We start from the raw sequence: 22237 nt of genomic DNA, 5'->3' as shown, positions 1-22237 counted from the left end.
AATTTATTTTTTAAACTTTATCAGTACTTGTTCTGAGCTTGACACAGGTTTATCATCTTTGGTAGCAGGAAACCATTTAGGGCCATTTTTGATAATCCTGATCGCTTCTTCATCACACCCGTAGCCTAAACTTCTGATAATAGTAAAGCCAGATAGTTCACCTTTTTCATTAATATTAAAATTAACTATTACCCTGCCTTCAATATTTGCTTGCTGCGCTTTAGGTGGTAGCTTAGTATTTTCTTTCAGGTAGACATCAAAAGCTTCCCAGCCAAATTCTGGTTTAGGCTTGGTAGAAACATTCCCAAACATCACTTCATTCGGACTACTTACTGAAACCTTAGGCTTATTAGGTAGATTGATATTCTGCTCGCTGTAGATAATCTTGCTTGGTAGATTGGTTAAAGGTATTCCCATTTGCGGCATAATAGCACTATTGAACACGATTATGTCGCCTCTTCGAGCATCTTTTAAACTAAACTTCCCTTCTTCATCCGTTCTGACTCCATCGGATCTGCCACTGATATTAATCGTTACATCTTTCATCGGCTCATTGTCTCCATTTACTACTGTGCCGGTTATGGCAGCCCCAGCCAAACGACCTGCACTACCTGATGGCCTACTTTCAACAGGCGCTACTTCTCTATCCTCTATTGTTTTCTTTTTTAGAGCCGTAGGTCCTGATGCAGCAACAGCAGGAGAAGGTGCGATTTCTGTTACAATTTTATCTGCTTCATCATTTTTAGGAATGACGCTATTCTCAAATTCTTCCTGAGCAGGTGGTGGTAATTCTTTTACTATTGCATGTGCCTGATTACTATTCTGATATGATTGCTTTTGTTTTTCAGCTAATTGAGGCACTTTTTCTGCATTTTTAAAATCTGTTTTATCTTCTTTGACAATAGGGGCACTTGCAGCCTCGGGTTCTGATAAATTATCAGTAGAAACTTTGCCTACTTCCATCAGAGCCGTATCGGTCTCTTTTTGATTGTCAACTATTAGATAATAGAGTCCTGTAAAAACCAATATTAACGCCGCGGCCATACTCACTGGTTTCCATATCTTGCTAATAGTAAATACAGGTGCTGGTTTGTTGGTATCCTGATTAATTCTGTTTCCTAATCTGGCTTTCAGGTCGTTCAGGTTTTTATCAGTAGAAATCCGATCTTTTTTAATTTCAGAGAAACCCTCGGTGGCATCGGCATAGAAAGGTTGTTCGAGTAGAATTTTTTCTACCCGATGCATTTCCTGAAAAGTCATTTCCCCTGCTTCATACCTTTTCAGGTCTTCGGCTGTGAGAACATTCTTTTCAGCAATTGATATGTCCTTTTTCTTTGCCATTATTAATTTTTTTCCATACAAATTTTCAGATTTCGTTTCCCATTCTGAATATAGCTTTTCACTTTATTCAAATCAAATCCTGTCTGGTCAGCAATATCTTTATAGCACTTCTCTTGTAAGTAAAACAATTCTACACATGATTTCTGCTCACGTTCCAATTTATTGATACAATTTTCCAGCTTCTGCAAATCTCCTTCCAAATCTATCTCTTCATCTGATTCATTAGATAGATGCGCAAAGGGTTCATTTTCCACAAAATCTTCGTCCGAAATTTCTAAACCTCCTACTTCTATCTTTTTTGATCGCAATTGCATCAGACAATAATTACGGGCCACGCTATGCAACCAGCTCTTAAAATTGCTCACCTGATGTTTTTTCAAATCACCTATCAACTGTTCAAAAATCTCCATCGTGGCATCTTTGCTCTCTTCTTCGTCTCGCAGATACTTGTAACAAACTGCAAAAACCATTTCCATATTGCGCTCATACAATTCCCCCAATACGTTCAAATCGCCACTCGCCTGATAAGCTGCTATGTATTCAGCATCAGTCTGGGGTTTAGATTTACGTTTGAAAAATTGCATGCGTTAATTGTTTTCGAGCATTCAGAAACAAATTTAATTTTTTTCTAAAATTTTTATGGAATTTTTATGAAGTCTTCATCTATAAGGAAAAATCAGGAAGATTTCATGTTTTTAAAATTACCCCAATGCCATGAAAACTTCTCATATACTATTGATTGGGGACACTAAAATTATGGGAATTAAATTATTGCTTCTGACTTTGACCCTTTACCTAGGGTTCATTTTTGCACAAGAGCGTACAATTACTGGTACTGTTACTTCTGCTGATGATAATTCTCCAATGCCGGGTGTGACAGTACTTATAAAAGGGACTAATAAAGGAACGACAACCGATGCCAATGGTAAATACAGCATTAAGCTTTCTACTTTGAATAGCACTTTGGTTTTTAGTTATGTTGGTTATGTTTCCAAAGAAGTAAAAGTAACGGATAAAAAATCAGAATGGAATGTAAAACTAAAATCAGATGATGCCGCTTTGGAAGAAGTGGTTGTAACAGGGTATGCTACTGAACAACGATATGATAAATCAGTCAAGTCTATGAGCAAAGCTAAAGTAATGCCCGGTATTGGTTTATATGCACCTTCGCCGATGATGAATAACCAGATTGCAGATCATAATACAGAAGAATACAGCACTTTCGAAGAAAATGTTTTTCATGAAACCAAGAAAGATGCACTCACCACTTTCTCGATTGATGTAGATAGAGCCGCTTATAGCAATATGCGTAGAATGATTAATAACGGACAGTTACCTCCTAAAGATGCCATTCGGATTGAGGAAATGATTAATTATTTCGACTATAATTATGCGCAACCAACAGGCAAAGATCCGGTAAGTTTCCAGACTGAAATTTCTGATTCTCCCTGGAACAAGGGTTTGAAATTGTTACATATTGGTTTACAAGCCAAGAAAATCCCAACTGATAATCTGCCTGCTTCTAATCTGGTTTTCTTGATTGATGTTTCTGGTTCGATGGGTGAATATAATAAGTTGCCTTTATTGAAACAGGGTTTTAAACTATTAGTGGATCAATTACGCCCGAAAGACCATGTAGCGATTGTAGTATATGCCGGCGCTGCCGGAATGGTTTTACCATCTACCTCTGGTAAAGAGAAAAGTAAAATAAAGGAAGCCTTAGAAAACCTAGAAGCAGGGGGTTCAACTGCCGGGGGAGAGGGAATTAAATTAGCTTATAAGATTGCTCAGGAAAACTTTATTAAAGGCGGTAATAACCGCGTGATTTTGGCTACTGATGGAGACTTTAATATTGGTACTTCAAGTGAAGCCGATTTAAAAACCCTGATTGAGCATAAACGAGAATCAGGTGTATATCTGAGCGTTTTGGGTTTTGGTATGGGTAATTATAAAGATAATAAAATGGAGACCCTGGCAGATAAAGGCAACGGAAACTATGCCTATATTGACGACCTGCAAGAAGCTCAAAAGGAATTTGTGACAGAGTTTGGTGGAACGCTTTTCACTGTAGCTAAAGACGTTAAACTCCAACTGGAGTTCAATCCTAAATATGTAAAGGCTTATCGTTTGATTGGGTATGAGAATCGTCGATTGAATAATGAAGACTTTAATGATGATAAAAAAGATGCTGGAGAGATGGGTTCAGGGCATACTATAACTGCCATTTATGAAATTATTCCGGCGGGTATTGAAAGCTCATATTTAGGTAAGGTTGACCCATTGAAATATCAGGAGAATAAAAACCTGACTCATGTAGGTAATTCAAATGAAGTATTGACAATTAAGCTTCGGTATAAATTGCCTGATGAAAATACAAGTAAACTCATTGAAGAAGTAGTGTATGATAAGCATATGGCTTTTGATAATACCTCTGATGATTTCAGATTAGCAGCTTCAATTGCAGAGTTTGGTTTACTCTTACGACACTCAAATTTTAAAGGAAATGCTAATTATGAACACATTATTTCAACTGCCAGATCGGCCAAAGGGAATGATGAAGATGGGTACAGAGCTGAGTTTATTAAATTGGTGAAGATGGCGCAATTGCTATCTAATAAAGATCTGGCTCGCGATAATTAAGAGTAAAAAAGAAGCCCTGACGAGTGTCAGGGCTTTCTTTCTATTTACATGAATATGTATAAGTTTCTTCTTCTTTCGTGGTATCGCCAGCATACTTTCTTACTGCTGTCATTTTCGAAGGAAAACCTTCTGCTGTGTATCCATAATCATACGTAGCAGTTTCTGTCTCACCCGTAAACATAGAAATAGCAGAATCGCTCAATATATTATTGGGATTGAATAAGTAGGTCATATTAAAGCCAAAAATAGTTGATACAAGAATGTGAGGAAGATAGGCTTTCGACAGATTTGTATTGACATACACATTTGATTTATCATCAAATTTAAAGTTCTCAATGAGTGTTAATTTCTGGGGCCCTGCAGCAGCAGAAATCTTTTTAATATTACTTTTTGCGTCATACTCAAATACAAAGTCAATCGGGCCATCCGGTGACATCGCCTGAATTTTTTCTACCTGGCCTTTCGCATTTGTGGTATACACATATTCAGTCAATAACAATTCAACCATCCCACCTTCTGCATCATATTTTACTTTCGACATATTGCCTTTGCTGTCATATTCATAACTAAATGTTTCAACAGTCTCAGCAAAATCATCAGTCATTATCATTTTAGTGATACGACTGTTAGCATCGTATTCATACTTGGTTGTAAAACCATCTTCATCTTTCAGTTCAAGTAAGTTTTTAGCATTATAAGTAAATTTTGTATTATAAGACACACCGTCTTCTGTATTTTTAATTTCGCTCACATAACACTTAGGTGTATTATTGTTAGGGTTATTCGGATTGTTAGGATTACTGGGATTTCCATTTGAGCCTGAAGGATTGGTAGAGCCATCAGGGTTAGCCAGCATTATATCTTCTTTGCCACAGGATAGTAATATGAATGTTGATAAAGCAGCTATAATCACAGACAGTAAAATTTTTTTCATAAGACAATATTTAGTGTTTGTTAAAATTCTGACAAAATTACAAAAAAAAATCATCAGTACAATTTTCCTTTAGCAAGTCAAAAAATCTGACTATCAGCTATTTATCTTTTATTTTCCTTTGAAAGTCGCTTTTCGTTTCTGTAAAAAAGCCATTACTCCCTCAGCAAAATCGTGGGTTTTACCCAATAAGTCCTGATTGATTGCCTCTTGCTCCAATACTTCCTCAAGATTACTATTTAGCGATTGATTCAACACCTGTTTCATTAGGCCTATTGATCTGGTAGCTGAGGTTTTATAAACCGAAACCAATTCATCAACAGTTGTGTCAAGTTGTTCATAGGCAACTGCTTTAGTTACTAATCCTAAATTTAAGGCTTCTTCCATATATACTTTACGCCCTGTACTACATAATTCAAAAGCCTTTTGAACGCCTATGATACGTGGCAGGAAAAACATAGAACCGGCATCAGGCATCAGGCCAATACCTACAAATAGCTCACTCATGTAAGCATCCTGATTCGCTATAATTATATCGCAAGCTAAAGCCAGAGACATACCAGCTCCCGCGGCTATTCCATTCAGACGACAGATAACAGGTTTTTCAGCCTTCCTGATAGCCATGATCATGGGATTATAATTTTCTTTCAGAGAATCACCTAATGAAGTAAGCCCCCTATCTAAACCGGCTTTTAAATCTGCCCCTGAGCAAAAGGCTTTATCTCCTGTTCCTGTAATGACAATTACCCTGATACTTTCGTCATTACTGGCAGTTTCTACTGCGTTTGTTATTTCTTTTATTAATTCAGTACTTAGCGCATTAAACACTTGAGGTCTGTTAAGAGTTATCTTTGCAGCACCCTCCGAAACCTCATAGATGATATTATCGTACATAATTGATAGTCAAGTTTTTATTAATGAATAAAATTTATTCTACCTAAAAATTGTTATATTACTCAGGCAATACATACACAAAATTGCCAACTAATGTGACTTTACAAAACATTTTTATTGAATATTTATAGGAATTCACATTGAAGCAATATATTTGCGAACTTTTTTTAATAATTCTCCAAAATGGAAGTGAATCAACCGTTAAACGGGAATGGGAATGGCCATCACCATAACCACAATCTCGACAAAGTTTCTGCTGCAGGACTCCTCATCGCATTCGGCATTATCTACGGTGACATTGGTACCTCTCCACTATACGTATTAAAAGCAATTGCCGGAAGTGAGCCAATTAATCAGGAGGTTATTTATGGTGCCCTGTCTTGTATCTTTTGGACACTTACGATGCAGACAACAGTCAAATATGTGATTTTGACACTCAGAGCAGATAATAAAGGAGAAGGAGGAATTCTAGCTTTATTCGCTTTGGTACGTAGACATGCCAAATGGCTAACTGTTCCGGCAATTATCGGAGCAAGTGCATTGCTGGCTGATGGGATTATTACACCTCCTATTTCTGTAACCTCAGCTATTGAAGGTCTTCGTATTACATTTCCTGAAATAACGCAGGATACCATTGTTAAAATTGTTTTGTTAATCTTATCAGGCTTGTTTTTGGTTCAGATATTAGGTACAAAAAAAGTAGGCTTCCTGTTTGGCCCTTTAATGTTTCTATGGTTTAGTATGTTGGCAGTTTTAGGTATTTCTTGGATTATTCGTGATGCTAGTGTTTTGAAAGCCTTAAATCCATATTATGCTTATGAATTATTAGTACACCATCCAGGCGGATTCTGGTTATTAGGGGCAGTTTTCCTTTGTACCACAGGTGCAGAAGCATTATATTCGGATTTAGGACACTGTGGACGTGGAAATATAAGAGTGAGCTGGATTTTTGTTAAACTTTGTCTGATTCTGAATTATCTGGGGCAAGGTGTATATGTAATGCAATTTGATGGTCAAAAAGCAGCTGATATTCCTAACTTTAATCCATTCTATGGTTTGATGCCTGAATGGTTTTTACCTTTTGGTATCGTGATTGCCACTTCTGCGGCGATTATTGCCAGCCAGGCCTTGATAAGTGGTTCATTTACATTAGTTTCAGAGGCAATTCGCTTAAACTTCTGGCCAAAAATAAAAGTAAATTATCCATCTGATCAGAAAGGTCAGCTTTATGTACCAAGTATTAATATTTTACTTTGGATAGGATGTCTCGGGGTTGAACTATATTTCTTTAATGTAGCTAAAGAAAGGACATTAGCAGGTATTCCAACCGATACTTCATCAGCAATGGAAGCAGCTTATGGTCTGGCTATTACACTGACCATGTTAATGACTACCATGCTGATGTCTTATTATCTCTATGCAAAAAAATACAATTTGTGGGGAGTAATCCTGTTCATGTTGGTTTATTTCTTTATCGAAGGTTCATTCCTGATTGCTAATTTAGAAAAATTCCCTCATGGTGGTTATGTTTCTCTGATTATCGGAGGTATACTGGCATTAGTGATGTATATCTGGATAATGGCGTTTAATATCAAAATGCGTTTAACAGAATATGAAAAACTGGATAAATATGTAGAATCTCTGCAAGAACTAAGCAAAGACATTACTGTTCCTAAATACGCTACCCATCTTGTATTTTTGAGCAATGCCTCACGCGCTTCTGAAATCGAAAACAAGATTATTTATTCTATTTTCCAGAAACGCCCTAAACGTGCTGATGTATATTGGTTTGTGCATGTAGATACGCTGGATGACCCTTATACAATGGAATATAAAGTAAAAACTATCGCCACTGACGATGTGTACAAAGTCAATTTCCGCTTAGGTTTCCGTGTACCGCATAAAGTAAACCTTTATTTCAAAAAGGTATTGGAAGATATGGTAAAATGTGGAGAGGTGGACATTAGAAGCCGTTATGAGTCTTTGAATAAACACAACGTAATCGGCGATTTCCGCTTTGTTGTATTAGAGAAGTTCCTTTCTTATGATAATCAGCTGCCTTTTGGTGAAAACCTGATAATGAAGGCCTATTTCTTTATCAAGGGCTTTACCCCTTCAGAAGACAAATGGTTTGGTTTGGATAGTAGTGCAGTAAAAGTAGAAAAAGTACCTTTAGTTATCCGTCAGGTAGAAAACGTAAATCTAAAACGCGTTCCTTGGCAAAACAACGGTTAATACATACATAAAACCTCACATATGCGTATTTTAATCACAGGAGGAGCCGGCTTTGTAGGCTCTTCTTTAGCTATTGCGTTAAAACAAAATTATCCTTCTTACGAAATCTTCTGTTTAGATAATCTAAAAAGAAAAGGGTCAGAACTCAACGTAGCTCGTCTGGGCAAACAAGGTATCAATTTTATTCATGGCGATATCCGCAGTAAAGAAGATTTTGATGCTTTGCCAATCGTAGATTCTGTTATTGAAGCCTCTGCTGAACCGTCGGTATTAGCAGGTTTAAATGGGTCACCAGATTATTTGATAAACACGAACCTGTTCGGTACAGTGAACTGTCTGAACTATGCGGTGAAATGTAAAGCCAATTTTATCTTTCTTTCTACGAGCCGTATTTATCCGATAAAGACAATCGAAACTTTAGATTTTATTGAGTCTGAAACTCGTTTTGAATTAACTGATAATCAGAAAGTAAAAGGGGTATCGGCGAAAGGTATAGCAGAAGATTTCCCGTTGGATAGTGCAAGGTCTTTGTATGGGACTACCAAATTGGCATCTGAATTAATTATTCAGGAGTATAATGAGTTCTATAACCTGAAAACTGTTATTAACCGTTGCGGGGTATTAACTGGTCCATGGCAGATGGGAAAAGTTGATCAGGGCGTAATGGTACTCTGGATTGCCAAACACTTCTTTGAGCAACAATTAGCATACATTGGTTACGGTGGAACGGGTAAACAAACCCGTGATATATTGCACGTAGCAGACCTATACCGTTTGATTGACTGGCAATTACACAATATCGACCAAGTAAATGGCGAGATTCTGAATGCGGGTGGTGGGGTCGATGTAAGTGTTTCTTTACAGGAATTGACTAAAATCTGCCAAAAAGTAACTGGTAAAACTATTCCTATCAATACAGTAGCGGAGAATCGTCCGGCAGATATTCGCTTATATGTGACTGATAATTCTAAAGTAACTGCCTTAACGGGTTGGAAACCTGAAATAGGTGTTGAACAAATTGTATCTGAAATTCATGAGTGGCTGGCTGAAAATAGAGAGGCTTTAGAGCCGATACTTAAATAGAATTTGTTTAGTAGATTTATAAAACTGAACGCCTTTCAGAAATTCTGAAAGGTGTTCAGTTTTATAACAATTCTTTATAACGAAGTTCCTTTTTTGCATATTCTGCTATTCCAGATATTCTACTATTAGTAAGTAACCTTAGTTTCTCAATAGCATTTTCATCAGAAATTGCTGAAAGTGCTTTGATACATTTCCTTGCAAATTGGTATGTATCATCATAATTTAAATAATCGAACTTTAATTCAGAAGCCTTATATAAACAATCTACTGTGGTCGGATTAGCAATTTCTTTAAGTAGTCTGGCAATATCTTCATGATTAAAGTGCCATGTCAATTGTAATAACTCACATAATTTTTCTAAAAAGTAACCCGGAGAAAAAGAACCTATATAAACTAGCTTAATAGCTTCATCAATCTCTATAGCATCTCTATTTTCTATTCCCTTTTGTATAAGATTAGAAAGATATTCCTCTCTCTGAGAAATATCTTTAAAGTATTCTTTAAGAAAATCCTCTTTACTTATTTTTCCTGTTGATAAAGAAGATATCAGTTGATTAACCTGGTTGTCCACTTTCTTTATGCTGAATAAGTTTTAACTGTCTCGAAGAAACACTTCACTTTTTCAGGGTCAGTGTCCGGGTAAACACCATGTCCCAGATTAGCAATATATTTTTGTGTGCCAAATGCTTTAAGCATCTTTTTGGTTTCTTTCTCAATATCTTTAAATGAGCCATATAAAACACAAGGGTCTAGATTTCCTTGTAAAGTCTTATTCGGAATCATCTTTCTTGATTCTTTAATATCCATATTCCAGTCTAAGCCTACCACATTACAGTTTAGCTTAGCCATGTCTTTACGGGCGAAGAAAGCCCCTTTAGCAAATACTGTTGTTGGAACTTCATTAATGGCATTACAAATCTGCGCAATATACGGCAACGAGAACTTTCTGTATTGTTCAGGCGATAGGATACCTGCCCATGAATCGAAAATCTGCAATAAATCGGCTCCATGGCGCGCTTGGGCTTTCAGATAGGTAATTGTGCTATCAGTTATCTTTTGAAGCAGCAGATGGGCTAATTGGGGCTGAGAGTACAACATCTTCTTAGCCGTTGAAAAAGTCTTCGAACCTCTGCCTTCAACCATATAGCAAAAGATAGTAAATGGAGCTCCAGCAAAACCTATAAGTGGTACTCTGCCATTCAGTTCTTTCTTTACTATATCTATGGCTTCTAGTACGTAACCCAAATCTGTTTCAGGGTCACTTACCTTTAATAAATCAATATCTTTTTTTGATTGAATTACTTTAGGGAAAATAGGGCCTTTGGCTTCTATCATTTCGTAGGGTAGACCCATTGCCTCTGGTACAACCAGAATATCAGAGAAGATAATGGCTGCATCTGTTTTCAGAATATCAACCGGCTGAATAGTTACTTCGGCTGCTAACGCTGGCGTAGTAGCTAAGGCAATAAAACTTCCTGCTTGTGCTCTTACCTCGCGGTATTCGGGTAATATTCTACCTGCCTGACGCATCATCCAGACTGGTACACGTTCTACATGCTCACCCTTTGCCGCACGTAAAAGCAAATCGTTCTGTAATTTCATGCCGCAAAGATAAGGACGAAACTGTAATTACTGTTGTTCCTGACTATTTTAACAGTATAATATTTATTCAGAATATATCATGAGCGAGAAAACTCTTTTGAATTTATCTCTACAAATTTTATCCAATCTTCTAATAACTTTTTATACTTATAAGCAGGTATTTCTAAATATAGTCTCTTCCCGTCTTCTTCCAATTCATAGGTTACAAGCTTTTTAGTAATCCAAATATTTCCTGACGGAGCCCAGCTACGAACTCCCCAGGATTCATCCATTATAGTTTTACCTTCATAAATCTTTAAAAAATCATTATACCAATTTTCCAGATTTTTCCCTGTTAAAACACTTCCAAAAGTATAAGTTAGAAGATCGAACTTAGGGTCAACAGCCCAAGATGAGAAGTGAACAGATTTATCATCTGCCACATAAATACCAAAACCAATCATAAGTTTATTTAATTAATGCTAGTCTAAAAACTTCATTTTTAATTGAATAAATCCTCAATCAGGTATTAATCAGACATAAAAAAAGCCATGAGCAAGCTCATGGCCATTACTAAAACCGTTAATTTTACTGGGTGTTTACGATTCTAATTGTTTACAGCATCTGACGTTGAAAAATCCTTTCCTGTGCGGGATTTATTCTTTTCCAATTCTTTCTTCAGAAAGTAGGCCGGAAAAAAGCCTTTATATCGGTTAACGTATTTATTCTTTGTATCTAACTGAACCAAGGTCGGATAAGCATCAATATTATATTTATCTGCAATATCCATACCATCAAAGGTATCAATATTTACCTTATATACCAAAAAATTTTTGTTAATATATGTAGCAAATTCAGGGTTAGAAAAAGTCTCATTTTCCATTTTTCGGCATGGAATACACCAGTTAGCCCAAAATTCGAGAATGATCGGTTTCTTTTGCTTTCTTGATTCTCGGAGAAGTTCGTCGTAGGAGCCGTCGTAAAATCTTACTTCACTCAGCTCAACTTTTTTTTCATTTTTGTAGGAAGCTAATGTTATTAGCGCTATTCCTAACAAGCCTAGCACTTTTAGTTTCATTATTTTTATGAGTTTCTGTTAATAAATGGGGCCATAAAACACGTAAAAGACCCGAAAATTGATATTTTTAATCAATTACAAATATTAAGCCATTTTTTTCCTGATTTTTGTAATCACCTTTATTAACGGATAAACAGGAGTTGTCATTATGAAAATTTCAATGATTGGGGCAGGAAATGTAGCCTGGCATTTGAGTATTTCTTTCGAAAATCATCACCATCAGGTATGTGAAGTATATAGTCGGCAGTTAGCAAAAGCCAAGGCGCTTACCTCTATGCTCTATCAGGCGAATGCAACCGACCAACTTGATTTTTCAGATAGTGAGGCTGAATTGTTTATACTGGCCGTATCAGATGATGCTATCGCAGAAGTCTGTTCGATGCTGGTCTTACCTGAGAATGCTATCTTAGCACATACTTCCGGCACCAGAAGTCTGGAAGATTTACAACAATTAATGTTGACTCATCATGATTTACCTATTAGATGTGCGGTATTTTATCCACTAATGACTTTCAGTAAACAAAAGAAAATTCAGATAAACGAAGTACCTTTTTGTATTGAGGCAGATGAAGAAGTGGCTGAGAATCAATTAGTAAAGCTAGCGCAAGACTTAAGTAAGACTGTTTATCTGGTTAGTTCAAAAGAAAGAAAAGTACTTCATGTAGCAGCTGTATTTGCCTGTAACTTTACTAACCACTTATTGGCATTAGCCAAAGAAATCACCAATGATGAAGATTTAGAATTTGATTTACTGAAACCTTTAATCAAAGAAACTTTTCAAAAAGCTTTGGTTGCCGAGCATCCGGCAGATGTACAGACAGGTCCAGCTGTAAGAGGGGATAGGTCTACGATGAATAACCATCTGATTTATCTGAAAGACAGGAGCGACTTATTTGAGATATATGAGATTATGAGTGAGAGCATTCAACAATGGCATGCCTGAAAAAAGGTAGAGACAGGGCAGTGCCCTGTCTCTACGCGTATATATTCAAGATTTTACTATTGCTTAATAAAGACCTTCGCAACGGTTGATACAATCTAAATCTTCGAAAGCAACTTTTAAACGGCTAATCATGCTTTCTTCACCTTTACGCAACCATACGCGTGGATCGTAATATTTTTTGTTTGGTGAATCAGCACCTTCAGGGTTTCCTAATTGTGCTTGAAGATAACCTTCTTTGTCTTTGTAGTATTTAAGAATACCTTCCCAGGTTGCCCATTGTACGTCAGTATCAATATTCATTTTTACTGCACCGTATTTAATAGCCTCTCTGATTTCTTCACGTGTAGAACCTGAACCACCGTGGAATACGAAATTCACTGGTAATTCACCTGTTCCGAATTTTTCCTGGATATAATCCTGAGAATTTTTCAGAATGATTGGTTGCAATTTCACGTTACCTGGTTTGTAAACACCGTGTACGTTACCGAAAGCAGCTGCAATTGTGAAGTTAGGAGAAACTTTCAATAGCTCTTCATAAGCAAAAGCTACTTCTGATGGTTGCGTATATAATTTTGAGCTATCAACGTCTGAGTTATCAACACCATCTTCTTCACCACCTGTTACACCTAGTTCAATTTCAAGAGTCATACCCATTTTGGCCATTCTCTCAAAATATTTAACACATATCTCAATGTTCTCTTCGATTGGCTCTTCTGAAAGGTCAATCATGTGAGAACTAAATAGTGGTTTGCCATGTTGTGCGAAATATTTTTCACCTGCATCTAGTAAACCATCGATCCAGGGTAATAATTTTTTTGCACAGTGGTCAGTATGTAAAACTACCGGAATGCCATACATTTCGGCAATCTGATGTACGTGTATAGCGCCTGAAACTGCTCCTGCGATTGCTGCTTCCTGATTTTTGTTTGGTAAAGATTTACCAGCATAAAAAGAAGCACCACCGTTTGAGAATTGAATAATAACTGGTGAGTTAACAGCTTTAGCAGCTTCCATCACACCATTTACTGAATTAGTTCCTACAACATTAACAGCGGGTAGGGCATAATCATTTTCGTTAGCGTGGCGCAACAGAGCAGCAAGTGCTTCACCTGTAACTACGCCCGGCTTAATCAAAGATTGACTCATGGTAAGTATTTTGAATTTTAAAAAGAAAAAATATTATTATAACTGTCAATGAAGCCTGATAATGAATTTTTACGCAAATTAGCTATTTTTGAAAACATTGGTACTCAAAACGCTGAAAATTTGCATAAACGTATATAGTTTTAATCTATTCTAAAAAAGTGTATTCATGAATAACGCTTTTATTTTTTCTCATATAGCGCCTTAATATCTGCCGGAATTTCTACTTCCTTTAAAGTCGATTTCTTTTTGTCTGTTATTCTCCATCTATGTAACCAGGAGAAACCTCCGGTAGAAATGGTAGCATCTTTATGCTTGTAAACTTCATCGGTCAAGGCCTCATCTAATGTAATAAACGAAAAACCTTTGTCTTTCATTACCTGACATAATTCGTCAAAATAATCTGCATTCAGCGCATTGGCATGGCAAAGGAAAATATGCTTGATAGGGCGGCCAATTACTTCCTTTGTAAATTTTAAATAATAATCAAAATACTCACTATTGTGCTTAAGATACTTCTCTGCCACAGTTTTCATTAATTCTTTATTGCCAACTTTCATAGCATCCATATATACCTTATTGAAATACCAGTCGTCTGCTTCAATCGTTACAGGAGCATTGATGTATCCCTGCTCAACCAATACTTTTTCGAAGCCATACTTTTTCAGGCTATCATTTCCGGTTTGCAGAAACGGGTAACGGAAGTACTTTTTGGTTTCTCTGTACTTTTTATTGAGCTCTGAAGTGATTACTTCACCTTTGAGTAACTCTGTTTTAAAATCGTCCAGACTTGTGGTATTGAAAGAAGCATGGGAGAAAGTGTGGTTGCCTAACTGATTGCCATTGAATAGCCATCTTTCCAACATAGCTGTGCGATTATCCATTTCCCCGAGTCTTACCACAAATTTTTCGTTGACAAATCCTACTGCTTTGATACCATTCTTTTTGATTTTACCCAGCAATTTATCTGTGGACTCCTCTGCATGTTTTAAATCCAACTCTGAAACAAAGGGTAGGTCGTCAATAGTGATGGCTATTTGATTTTGCGCATTCGCATTTAATACCAAGAAAAAAACGAAATTTAAGGTAATGATTTTTAGGTTTTTCATAATAAAAGAAAAGCCTCTGTATCCCAGAGGCTCATGAATTGGTTTATTTTACAATGGCTTTCAATATCAGGTCTGCTACCATCTGATTTCCGGTGTCATTCAGGTGCACACGGTCAGTTGTCAAGATACCAGACTCTTTGTTCTGAGGATTATTCTTTACGTTATAAGCTGTAAACTCTTTTCTTAAATCAACCAATGGACAATCAAATTTTGAAGCGATGCCTCTGATTAAGTTTGAGTAGTGGTTCATATCTCCGTCTTGTGGATTACTATTATCATTGCGTTCGCCGATAGCTGCAGGTGTACAGCAAATGACCTTAATGCCTTTTGATTGTAGCTTTTTAATGATGGCGGTATAGAAACCTACAAATTTATCTGCATCAGTACCTGTACCCATGCTCGACTTATGCCATACGTCGTTTACACCAATGTAGATTACAACAACATCCGGATTTTGATTCAATACATCATCTTCCATGCGTAGAAATAAGTCATACACTTTGTTTCCGCCGATGCCTGCACCAATCAACTGGTATTTATCTTTGATGCCTTGTTTTTCAAGGGTTTCTTTCATTTTGGTAATATATCCTGTCGGACCAACGCCGGCTTGGGTAATAGAATCACCGAATAAGATTACTTTAGTTGGTTTGTCTTGTGTTAGCGAAAACATCAATACTGAGAGTAAAATAAGGGTAAGTGACTTAAGAGTTTTTTTCATTAATTTAATGGTTGAATTGGTTGAAATATAACAAGCCGTTAAAATTAGTTTATTTGATGTTATTGTCAAAATATACAGGAGTGGGGGAGATATTTTTTAATTTATCCGGGAAAAGACTGCATTAAAAAGAATAAAATCTTATTTTTGAATTATTATCATTCATCACTTACCTACACTATGCTAACAGTTATTGCTAAAATCCTGGTTAAGGCCGATAAGATAGAAGAAGCCAAAAGTAGTCTATTGGCATTAATCGCACCTACCTTAGAAGAAGAAGGTTGTATTGATTATGTATTGCACCAAAGCAACGACGACCCACAGTTATTTTTCTTTTATGAAAACTGGACAGATAGAGAAACGCTGGAAAACCATCTGGCGAATGAACACGTAGCGGCTTTTTCAGCAAAAGCAGAAGATTTATTAGCAGAGCCTGCGGAATTGTTTTTTCTTTCAAAAGTGTAAAAAGATTCACATTATAATTCTCTAAGATATAGACCTGTAGAGACCAGGCAATGCCCTGTCTACACCAAATTAGGCGCTTTTAAGATTATGTATCCTTAGGTAACTGAAGAAAATCTGTATACCAGATTTTATATCAACTGCTTCCAGGTATTCTTAATATAATTATACTTAAGCGTACTAGGTAGCGCTTTCCAGAAGTATTTATTGATTTCTACTGCAAAAGATGGTTGCATATAGCAGTTGATTACACAGCCTTCGCACTCCTTCAATTTTCCTTCTAAAGCTACAATTTCTTGTACTTCAGTTGATTGGTATAAGTCGTAAAGATTATTGTTGATAGAATAGCTTTTTGTGCCTAAATGATAGCAGGGGAGGACTAATTTATTCTCAGGAGAAATGACTAAAGTAGTAGAGGCAGCTTTGCAAACGGGATTATCCACATGGTTTCCACCGTTTTGTCTTAGGCTAATGAAGGCTTCATTGAGATAAACATTCTTTTGTTTGCCCCACCAAAGCAACTGCTTAAGCGACTGTTCAGAAAGACTCCCGCCTGTTTGTACACTATTGTAATCGAATACCGGATTAAGTATCAAAACCAGGTCATTCGGTTGTGTGATTTCTTTCCACACGCGTTCTATCTTATCCACATTTTGTTCAAAAACTGTGAATAAGATATCTGGTCTTTCTCCATTTGCTTTGGCAATAGCGATTGATTCCATCACCTTATCAAAGCATTTGACGCCACGTGAAACATTATGTTCTTCTTCATCTGGCGAATCCAGGGAGAAATGAAGCATATCTATTTTCCCTTTCAGGCGCTCAGCATATTTGGGGTAGAGCAGGCAATTAGTCGTAACTGTGGTAATCATGCCTGCTTTCTTTGCTTCATCGAGCAATACATCTAATTCGCGATGCAGAAGAGGTTCACCTCCAGTAAAGTCAATAACTTTTACGCCTAGTTTCTTTAGGTCGCGAAGATTCTCTTTAAAATTCTGAAGCGTAATATAGGGCGAAGGTTTCTCCCATATATCACAAAAACTACACGTAGCATTACAGCGATACGTAACGTAGTAATTGCATAATACGGGGTGCTTGATAAGTCTCATACTTGCTTTGTTGGTGATGGTTAAGTATGATTTACCCTAAATTATAGACTGAAACTAAGCGAGCATTTTTAACAAACTTGCCAGCTTATCTTTTAAATCTTTTCTATCTACAATGAAATCAAGGAAGCCATGATCTAAGACGAATTCTGCTGTCTGAAAGCCTTTAGGAAGTTCTTTTCCAATCGTTTCTTTAATGACACGCGGCCCTGCAAATCCGATTAAGGCTTGTGGTTCAGAGATATTAAAATCTCCTAGCATGGCATAAGAAGCGGTTACACCTCCGGTTGTTGGGTCAGTTAAAAGCGATATATAAGGAATACCTGCTTCGGCTAATTGTGCTAATCGGGCAGAAGTTTTTGCCATCTGCATCAATGAGAATCCTGCTTCCATCATACGGGCACCGCCTGAGCGCGAAATCATGAGGAACGGGATTTTATTCTTTAAAGCATACTCAATTCCCCGTGCGATTTTTTCACCAACTACAGAACCCATTGAACCACCAATAAAAGCGAAATCCATACAGGTAACTACAATATCAAGGTCTGACATTTTTCCGTAGGCGGTACGAGCGGCGTCTTTTAAACCTGATTTTTTTTCAGTGGCGCGGATTCTATCCGGATACGGTTTTGTGTCTGTGAAGTTGAGCGGATCTCCTGAACGCAGATTAGCGTCTAATTCAGTATATTTTCCGTCGTCGAATAGGAGGCTGAAATAGGCCTCTGAGCCGATTTTTTCGTGGTAGTTACAATGAATACAGGTATAGGCATTATTTTTATGCTCACGTGTATGCATTACTTTTTTGCAGTTCGGACATTGATACCATAAACCGTCAGGCGCTTCGCGCTTCATTTCGGTTGGTGTCTGAATTCCTTTGACAGTACGCTTAAACCAAGACATATCAGAAAAAAATCATTTTGAGGGGTCAAAGGTAAATACGTTACTGTCTGATTTAAAAGTTTTTTCGCTTTTTTTTATAAATTCATCGGTAATCAGATAAAAAAAGCGGAGATTGATTTGTCTCCGCTTTCAGTTTTGTTTTTAAAACGTATTGATAATCCGCCCACTGGCATCTCTATAAGTTTTTCTTTCTACATCATTATCAAAATACGTTTCTTCTTTTCGTCCATCGGGGTACAATCGCAAGGCCCTCCCTGTTTTCTTATTATTTTCTACTTTCACTACCACACGTACATTATTATTATATATAAAGTAACCGCGTTCGTCGTTCATCATTCCATTCTTATACTTGCCCACATACTTATCCCCATTTTTGTAGAAATAAGTTCCATTGCCACTATATTTACCTCCTAAGAAATTGCCTACATATTTTTTTTCTCCGTCTGAATAATACTCAACACCTCTGCCTTCACGTATACCGTTTTTCCACTCACCTTCATATCGTTCCTGCGAGCGGGTATTAATCATTTTGCCAAAGCCATTATCGCAATCACCTTCTATACAAGCCGGGTTACGCACACTTGAACTTGAGTTATCCACAGCATTTGGGTCTATTCTGGCAACTTCAGGTGCGCCATTTAGATTTCCATCGGTTCTTCTGATTGGGTCAATCGGGTTATTCACAGGTTTATCCACATTATCCACAATCACTGGTCTGGTTTCAGGTCTTTGTTGTGGTTGAGTTTGCGGCTGTGTTGGATATTGAACTTCCGGCATTTTTTTAGCAGGAAGGTTTGTAATCATACTTCCATCGTTTTTCTTTACATTCGGATACAATTCCTGTGCATTATTATATCCTTTTTCAATAGCTGCTAAACGTCGGGTTCTTGGTGGGTGTGTTCCGCCATCATAGTCGGAAGTTAATTTACTGATAGCTGCTTGTGCTTCTTTCAATGAAGCGCCCATCTGATACATCACAAAGCCTGAGAACTCATCTGCTTCAATCTCTTTTTGTGGGTCGCTACCACCTTCTATAATCGTATGTCCTTGCAGATGGTGTCCTATTTCGTGGGCTAATATGCTTAATGCACCCCAGTCGGTTTTAGAGATACTATTGGCTTTTTGCATGAAGGCACCATCGTATACAATCAGACGCGTTTGTCCGTTTACGGCGGCAAAACAATTATCTGTATTCGGGCATTCCATCACATAAAAATTCCTTTTTAATCCACTTCTGCGCACTATTTCATCTACTGCTTTTTCTGCTACTTCTTTTGAACGAAAGCTTACCATATTACAGATAGCCTTTTCATTTATTTTCTGACCATAATAATTATAGCCTAAAGTTCTTGTCTGTTCTGATTGTGCATTAGCCACGTAAGTAAATGTGCATAACATTGTGGACAATGTGAATAACCTACTTCTCATGATGTAATTTTTGTTTAGCTTAATATGGAAGAATAACGAGGAAAGTTCTTTTCAATAGGTGCGTTGAGGTTGGCTTAACAATACTTTAACAAATAAGTCTCACAAGCCAGAAGGTTATGAGACTTATTAACAATATTAATGTGGAAAACCCCTAGTTTATTGTGTCACCTCTCAGATTTCTGAATCTTTTTCTGGCTTCAGCACTATAGATACTTCCAGGGAAGTTCTGAAGGATTTGACGATATAAATCCATCGCCTTGTCTTTCTGACCTAATTTCTCCTGATAGATTCTTGCTTCAAGAAACAGGGCATCATCAGCCAATATATCGTAATTATAGTTTTTGCGCAATAACTCTAAATCGTCTAATGCTTTATTAGGCTGATTAATCTTCATGTAGGTATTGGCGCGTAACCAGAGAATTTCATCCGCTAAGCTGTGACTTTTATACTTCTGAAAAGCGTTATCCAGAGCAGTCAATGCTTCCTGATTTTTGTTCTGGAAGAGCAATAAGTCGATCGCTGCATATTCACGCATGGCTGCTTCTGTTGTATCAAGCCCGATATTATCCTGAATTAATAAACTCAATTGCATGGCATCATTGGCTATCTCTCGGGTTGTGGCTTTTTTCAGGATATCAAGAATCTCTTTTGATAAGTCGAATTCGCCATTGTAGTAATGCAATTTCGCATTTTTCAATTTTGCTTCCTGGCCCAGCATATCTTCTTTTTGAGATTTCTCCACTTGCGAATAAAGCAAGGTCGCCTCCCAAGGCTCGTTTCTCAAAATATAAATATCGCCTAAGTCCAGTTTACATTTATCTCTGAAATTAATATCTCCTCCGGCAATACTGATGGCTTTTTCAAGTACAGTAATGGCTGTATCTCTTTCGTTCAGATAAAAGGCATAGAGCTGTGCTGTATTTCGCATAGCTTCCATTGTTTTCTGATTCTGCCCCAGATCTATGAAGAGATTCTGATAATCCTTAATCAACGTTCTTATCGAAGCCAAATCGACCGGATAAGTGGTCTTAATGACTTCTTCCTTGCAGAAGATGGCATTGCGTCTGGCATAAGGATAATATTGGCCTGCAGGGTACTCTTTCATTACGTATTCGTACATCTGAATAGCGTTCTTGTAATCTTTATTCACCAAAGCCGTTTGTGCCAGTTCAAAAACTCTTTGTCCTTCCAGTTTATATCTTCTGTCTAACGCACGGGTTTGCACAAAAGCCTTGTAAAACTCTTTCTGTTGAATCAAATGCCAGATAAGCATATCAGCATAGTATTGCTCATTCGGAAACTTCTGTACCTTGCTGTAAAGCACCTTTTCGAGCATATCTATTTCGGCATCTGTTTTCAGATTGTCCTGGAAAGTCGCTTTTACGTAATCTGTGTTGCCTTCTGTCAGACCATATTTCAACATTTCATCTATCATCGGCTCTTTTTGACCGTTGTACAGATAGGCTCTGGCAAAGAAAATAGCGTACTTATTATCGTCTTTGGCGTTCTCTCTGCCTTTTTTCAACAATTGAATTACCTGCTCGGTTTTGCTGTTACGATACAGGAAGTCCTGCATTTCATACAGCGTTCCGTCCGACTTTGCCGCCAGCTCAATCACATTGTTGAATTCTTTCTGAGATTCGTCAATCTTGCCTGTCATTTCAAGCAAAAGCGCATAGTCTGCCTTGTAGGTAATGACATTGTCATTTGCCTTAATCTCGCGTTTGAGAAATTTTTCGGCCTCGTCCCAGTTTTTTAATTTATAAAGCGTTTGTAGATAATTTGTGTGGACAAGCCTGACCGTATTTTTATCCTTCGACAACTTTACATAAATCTCTTTGGCTTTTTCATATTCTCCCTGTTTGAAATATTCGTTGGCCAATTCAAGGTCTTGAGCCTTAAGACTTACTCCGATGATCATCATCAAAACAAGTAACAGATACCTCTTCATGCTTTTATAAAAAAAATAAAAATTAATTAATATTTTATTGTTGTTTTAAATTATTAGCCCTGTGGAAATGTGAATAAATATAATCTGTGGATAATGGCTTTCCAAGTATTCACATAAATAATCTGTTTTTCCACAGTTTTATTATGCTCATCCACACTTATTTTATTGATAATCAATTCTAATACCACTTATTTACATTCGCCTGAAAATAATTTGTGTGGATAGATCATTGCTCTATCCACATAGTGTTTCCACGTTAATCCACTTGGTGTGAATTGAGGAAAAAGGCATAGTTTGGGGCTTAATCCACAGCCTAACTATTCTTTCCACTATCTCTATTCAATTCTCCACAGCCCCCTCCACCGTGTAGTTCACAATATCCCATTGCTATCCACATATTTGTCCACAGATTTTTTTGGATATTTTTTATTTTGAATTGACCTTTTACTTTTTGGTGGAAAAGAGGGGGGATTTTGGTTTTTGAGGGGTGTGATTGTGGATTGGTTGATTAGGTTGGTGGATTAGGGAAATGGGTATTTCAATATATATTGTGGGCGTATTATATATATGAAGTAATAGTTAATTTATATAGTATAAGATGTGGAAGGATTAATGAATTTAGAATTGATGAGATTGAATTCTATATTACTATTCTTGATTGTATTGAAGAAATTATAGTTTTAAGATTTGTACCTAA

20 protein-coding genes are annotated in these 22237 nt (G+C 37.0%); 5 read left to right on the top strand and 15 right to left on the bottom strand.

The genetic code is table 11. The features are described from left to right. Nucleotides 1-3: 3 nt before the first annotated feature. Both ACYVFA_RS03330 and ACYVFA_RS03325 read right to left on the bottom strand, forming a co-directional pair. The gene (locus ACYVFA_RS03330) at nt 4-1341 is read right to left on the bottom strand and encodes an energy transducer TonB (protein WP_460470373.1); all 1338 of its coding nucleotides are present in this window, start codon (nt 1339-1341) and stop codon (nt 4-6) included. A gap of 2 nt (nt 1342-1343) precedes the next feature. Further along, nucleotides 1344-1925 (bottom strand): RNA polymerase sigma factor, encoded by a 582-nt coding sequence (locus ACYVFA_RS03325; RefSeq protein ID WP_460470372.1) that lies wholly within the window; start codon nt 1923-1925, stop codon nt 1344-1346. Nucleotides 1926-2055: 130 nt separating this feature from the next. Between ACYVFA_RS03325 and ACYVFA_RS03320 the strand changes: the two genes are divergently transcribed. Then, nucleotides 2056-3981 carry a vWA domain-containing protein gene (locus ACYVFA_RS03320; protein ID WP_460470371.1) on the top strand — a complete coding sequence of 642 codons (1926 nt, stop codon included), beginning with the start codon at nt 2056-2058 and terminating at the stop codon, nt 3979-3981. Nucleotides 3982-4021: 40 nt separating this feature from the next. Here the strand turns inward: ACYVFA_RS03320 and ACYVFA_RS03315 are convergent, their stop codons facing one another. Then, a complete protein-coding gene (locus ACYVFA_RS03315) occupies nt 4022-4915 on the bottom strand; it encodes a hypothetical protein (protein ID WP_460470370.1) in 894 nt (297 codons plus the stop codon). A 108-nt stretch (nt 4916-5023) separates the two neighbouring features. Further along, entirely contained in the window at nt 5024-5806 is a 783-nt protein-coding gene (locus ACYVFA_RS03310; RefSeq protein ID WP_460470369.1) for an enoyl-CoA hydratase/isomerase family protein, read from the bottom strand. Nucleotides 5807-5989: 183 nt separating this feature from the next. Here ACYVFA_RS03310 and ACYVFA_RS03305 point away from each other — a divergent pair, with 183 nt between their 5' ends. Both ACYVFA_RS03305 and ACYVFA_RS03300 read left to right on the top strand, forming a co-directional pair. Further along, entirely contained in the window at nt 5990-8041 is a 2052-nt protein-coding gene (locus ACYVFA_RS03305; protein WP_460470368.1) for a KUP/HAK/KT family potassium transporter, read from the top strand. Between the two features lie 21 nt (nt 8042-8062). Further along, the gene (locus ACYVFA_RS03300) at nt 8063-9124 is read left to right on the top strand and encodes a Rossmann-fold NAD(P)-binding domain-containing protein (RefSeq protein WP_460470367.1); all 1062 of its coding nucleotides are present in this window, start codon (nt 8063-8065) and stop codon (nt 9122-9124) included. Nucleotides 9125-9185: 61 nt separating this feature from the next. On the opposite strand, the gene ACYVFA_RS03295 is transcribed toward ACYVFA_RS03300, so the two are convergent. The 4 genes from ACYVFA_RS03295 to ACYVFA_RS03280 all read right to left on the bottom strand — a co-directional run bounded on the left by ACYVFA_RS03295 (nt 9186) and on the right by ACYVFA_RS03280 (nt 11783). Next, on the bottom strand, nt 9186-9695 hold the full coding sequence (locus tag ACYVFA_RS03295; protein WP_460470366.1) for a hypothetical protein: 510 nt from the start codon (nt 9693-9695) through the stop codon (nt 9186-9188). A 5-nt stretch (nt 9696-9700) separates the two neighbouring features. Beyond that, nucleotides 9701-10726, bottom strand: coding sequence for a uroporphyrinogen decarboxylase (gene hemE, locus ACYVFA_RS03290; protein ID WP_460470365.1), 1026 nt, complete (start codon nt 10724-10726; stop codon nt 9701-9703). Nucleotides 10727-10803: 77 nt separating this feature from the next. After that, nucleotides 10804-11169 (bottom strand): hypothetical protein, encoded by a 366-nt coding sequence (locus ACYVFA_RS03285; protein WP_460470364.1) that lies wholly within the window; start codon nt 11167-11169, stop codon nt 10804-10806. 143 nt (nt 11170-11312) lie between these two features. Continuing rightward, nucleotides 11313-11783 carry a thioredoxin family protein gene (locus tag ACYVFA_RS03280; RefSeq protein WP_460470363.1) on the bottom strand — a complete coding sequence of 157 codons (471 nt, stop codon included), beginning with the start codon at nt 11781-11783 and terminating at the stop codon, nt 11313-11315. Nucleotides 11784-11931: 148 nt separating this feature from the next. Between ACYVFA_RS03280 and ACYVFA_RS03275 the strand changes: the two genes are divergently transcribed. Then, a complete protein-coding gene (locus tag ACYVFA_RS03275; protein WP_460470362.1) occupies nt 11932-12726 on the top strand; it encodes a Rossmann-like and DUF2520 domain-containing protein in 795 nt (264 codons plus the stop codon). A gap of 63 nt (nt 12727-12789) precedes the next feature. On the opposite strand, the gene fbaA is transcribed toward ACYVFA_RS03275, so the two are convergent. From fbaA to ACYVFA_RS03260, 3 genes are all read right to left on the bottom strand, one after another. Further along, the gene (gene fbaA, locus ACYVFA_RS03270) at nt 12790-13872 is read right to left on the bottom strand and encodes a class II fructose-bisphosphate aldolase (RefSeq protein ID WP_460470361.1); all 1083 of its coding nucleotides are present in this window, start codon (nt 13870-13872) and stop codon (nt 12790-12792) included. Nucleotides 13873-14051: 179 nt separating this feature from the next. Beyond that, nucleotides 14052-14978 carry a polysaccharide deacetylase family protein gene (locus ACYVFA_RS03265; protein ID WP_460470360.1) on the bottom strand — a complete coding sequence of 309 codons (927 nt, stop codon included), beginning with the start codon at nt 14976-14978 and terminating at the stop codon, nt 14052-14054. A gap of 43 nt (nt 14979-15021) precedes the next feature. Further along, a complete protein-coding gene (locus ACYVFA_RS03260) occupies nt 15022-15696 on the bottom strand; it encodes an SGNH/GDSL hydrolase family protein (protein WP_460470359.1) in 675 nt (224 codons plus the stop codon). A 177-nt stretch (nt 15697-15873) separates the two neighbouring features. Here ACYVFA_RS03260 and ACYVFA_RS03255 point away from each other — a divergent pair, with 177 nt between their 5' ends. Next, a complete protein-coding gene (locus ACYVFA_RS03255; protein WP_460470358.1) occupies nt 15874-16158 on the top strand; it encodes a putative quinol monooxygenase in 285 nt (94 codons plus the stop codon). A gap of 128 nt (nt 16159-16286) precedes the next feature. Here the strand turns inward: ACYVFA_RS03255 and ACYVFA_RS03250 are convergent, their stop codons facing one another. From ACYVFA_RS03250 to ACYVFA_RS03235, 4 genes are all read right to left on the bottom strand, one after another. After that, nucleotides 16287-17264, bottom strand: coding sequence for a radical SAM protein (locus ACYVFA_RS03250; RefSeq protein WP_460470357.1), 978 nt, complete (start codon nt 17262-17264; stop codon nt 16287-16289). A gap of 54 nt (nt 17265-17318) precedes the next feature. Then, nucleotides 17319-18161, bottom strand: coding sequence for an acetyl-CoA carboxylase carboxyltransferase subunit beta (accD, locus tag ACYVFA_RS03245; RefSeq protein ID WP_460470356.1), 843 nt, complete (start codon nt 18159-18161; stop codon nt 17319-17321). Nucleotides 18162-18302: 141 nt separating this feature from the next. Continuing rightward, entirely contained in the window at nt 18303-19559 is a 1257-nt protein-coding gene (locus ACYVFA_RS03240) for a hypothetical protein (RefSeq protein ID WP_460470355.1), read from the bottom strand. A 181-nt stretch (nt 19560-19740) separates the two neighbouring features. Then, on the bottom strand, nt 19741-21540 hold the full coding sequence (locus tag ACYVFA_RS03235) for a tetratricopeptide repeat protein (protein ID WP_460470354.1): 1800 nt from the start codon (nt 21538-21540) through the stop codon (nt 19741-19743). Between the last annotated feature and the right edge of the window lie 697 nt (nt 21541-22237).

Source organism: Emticicia fontis, from assembly GCF_054779675.1.
This window is presented reverse-complemented; position numbering and strand designations above follow the sequence as displayed.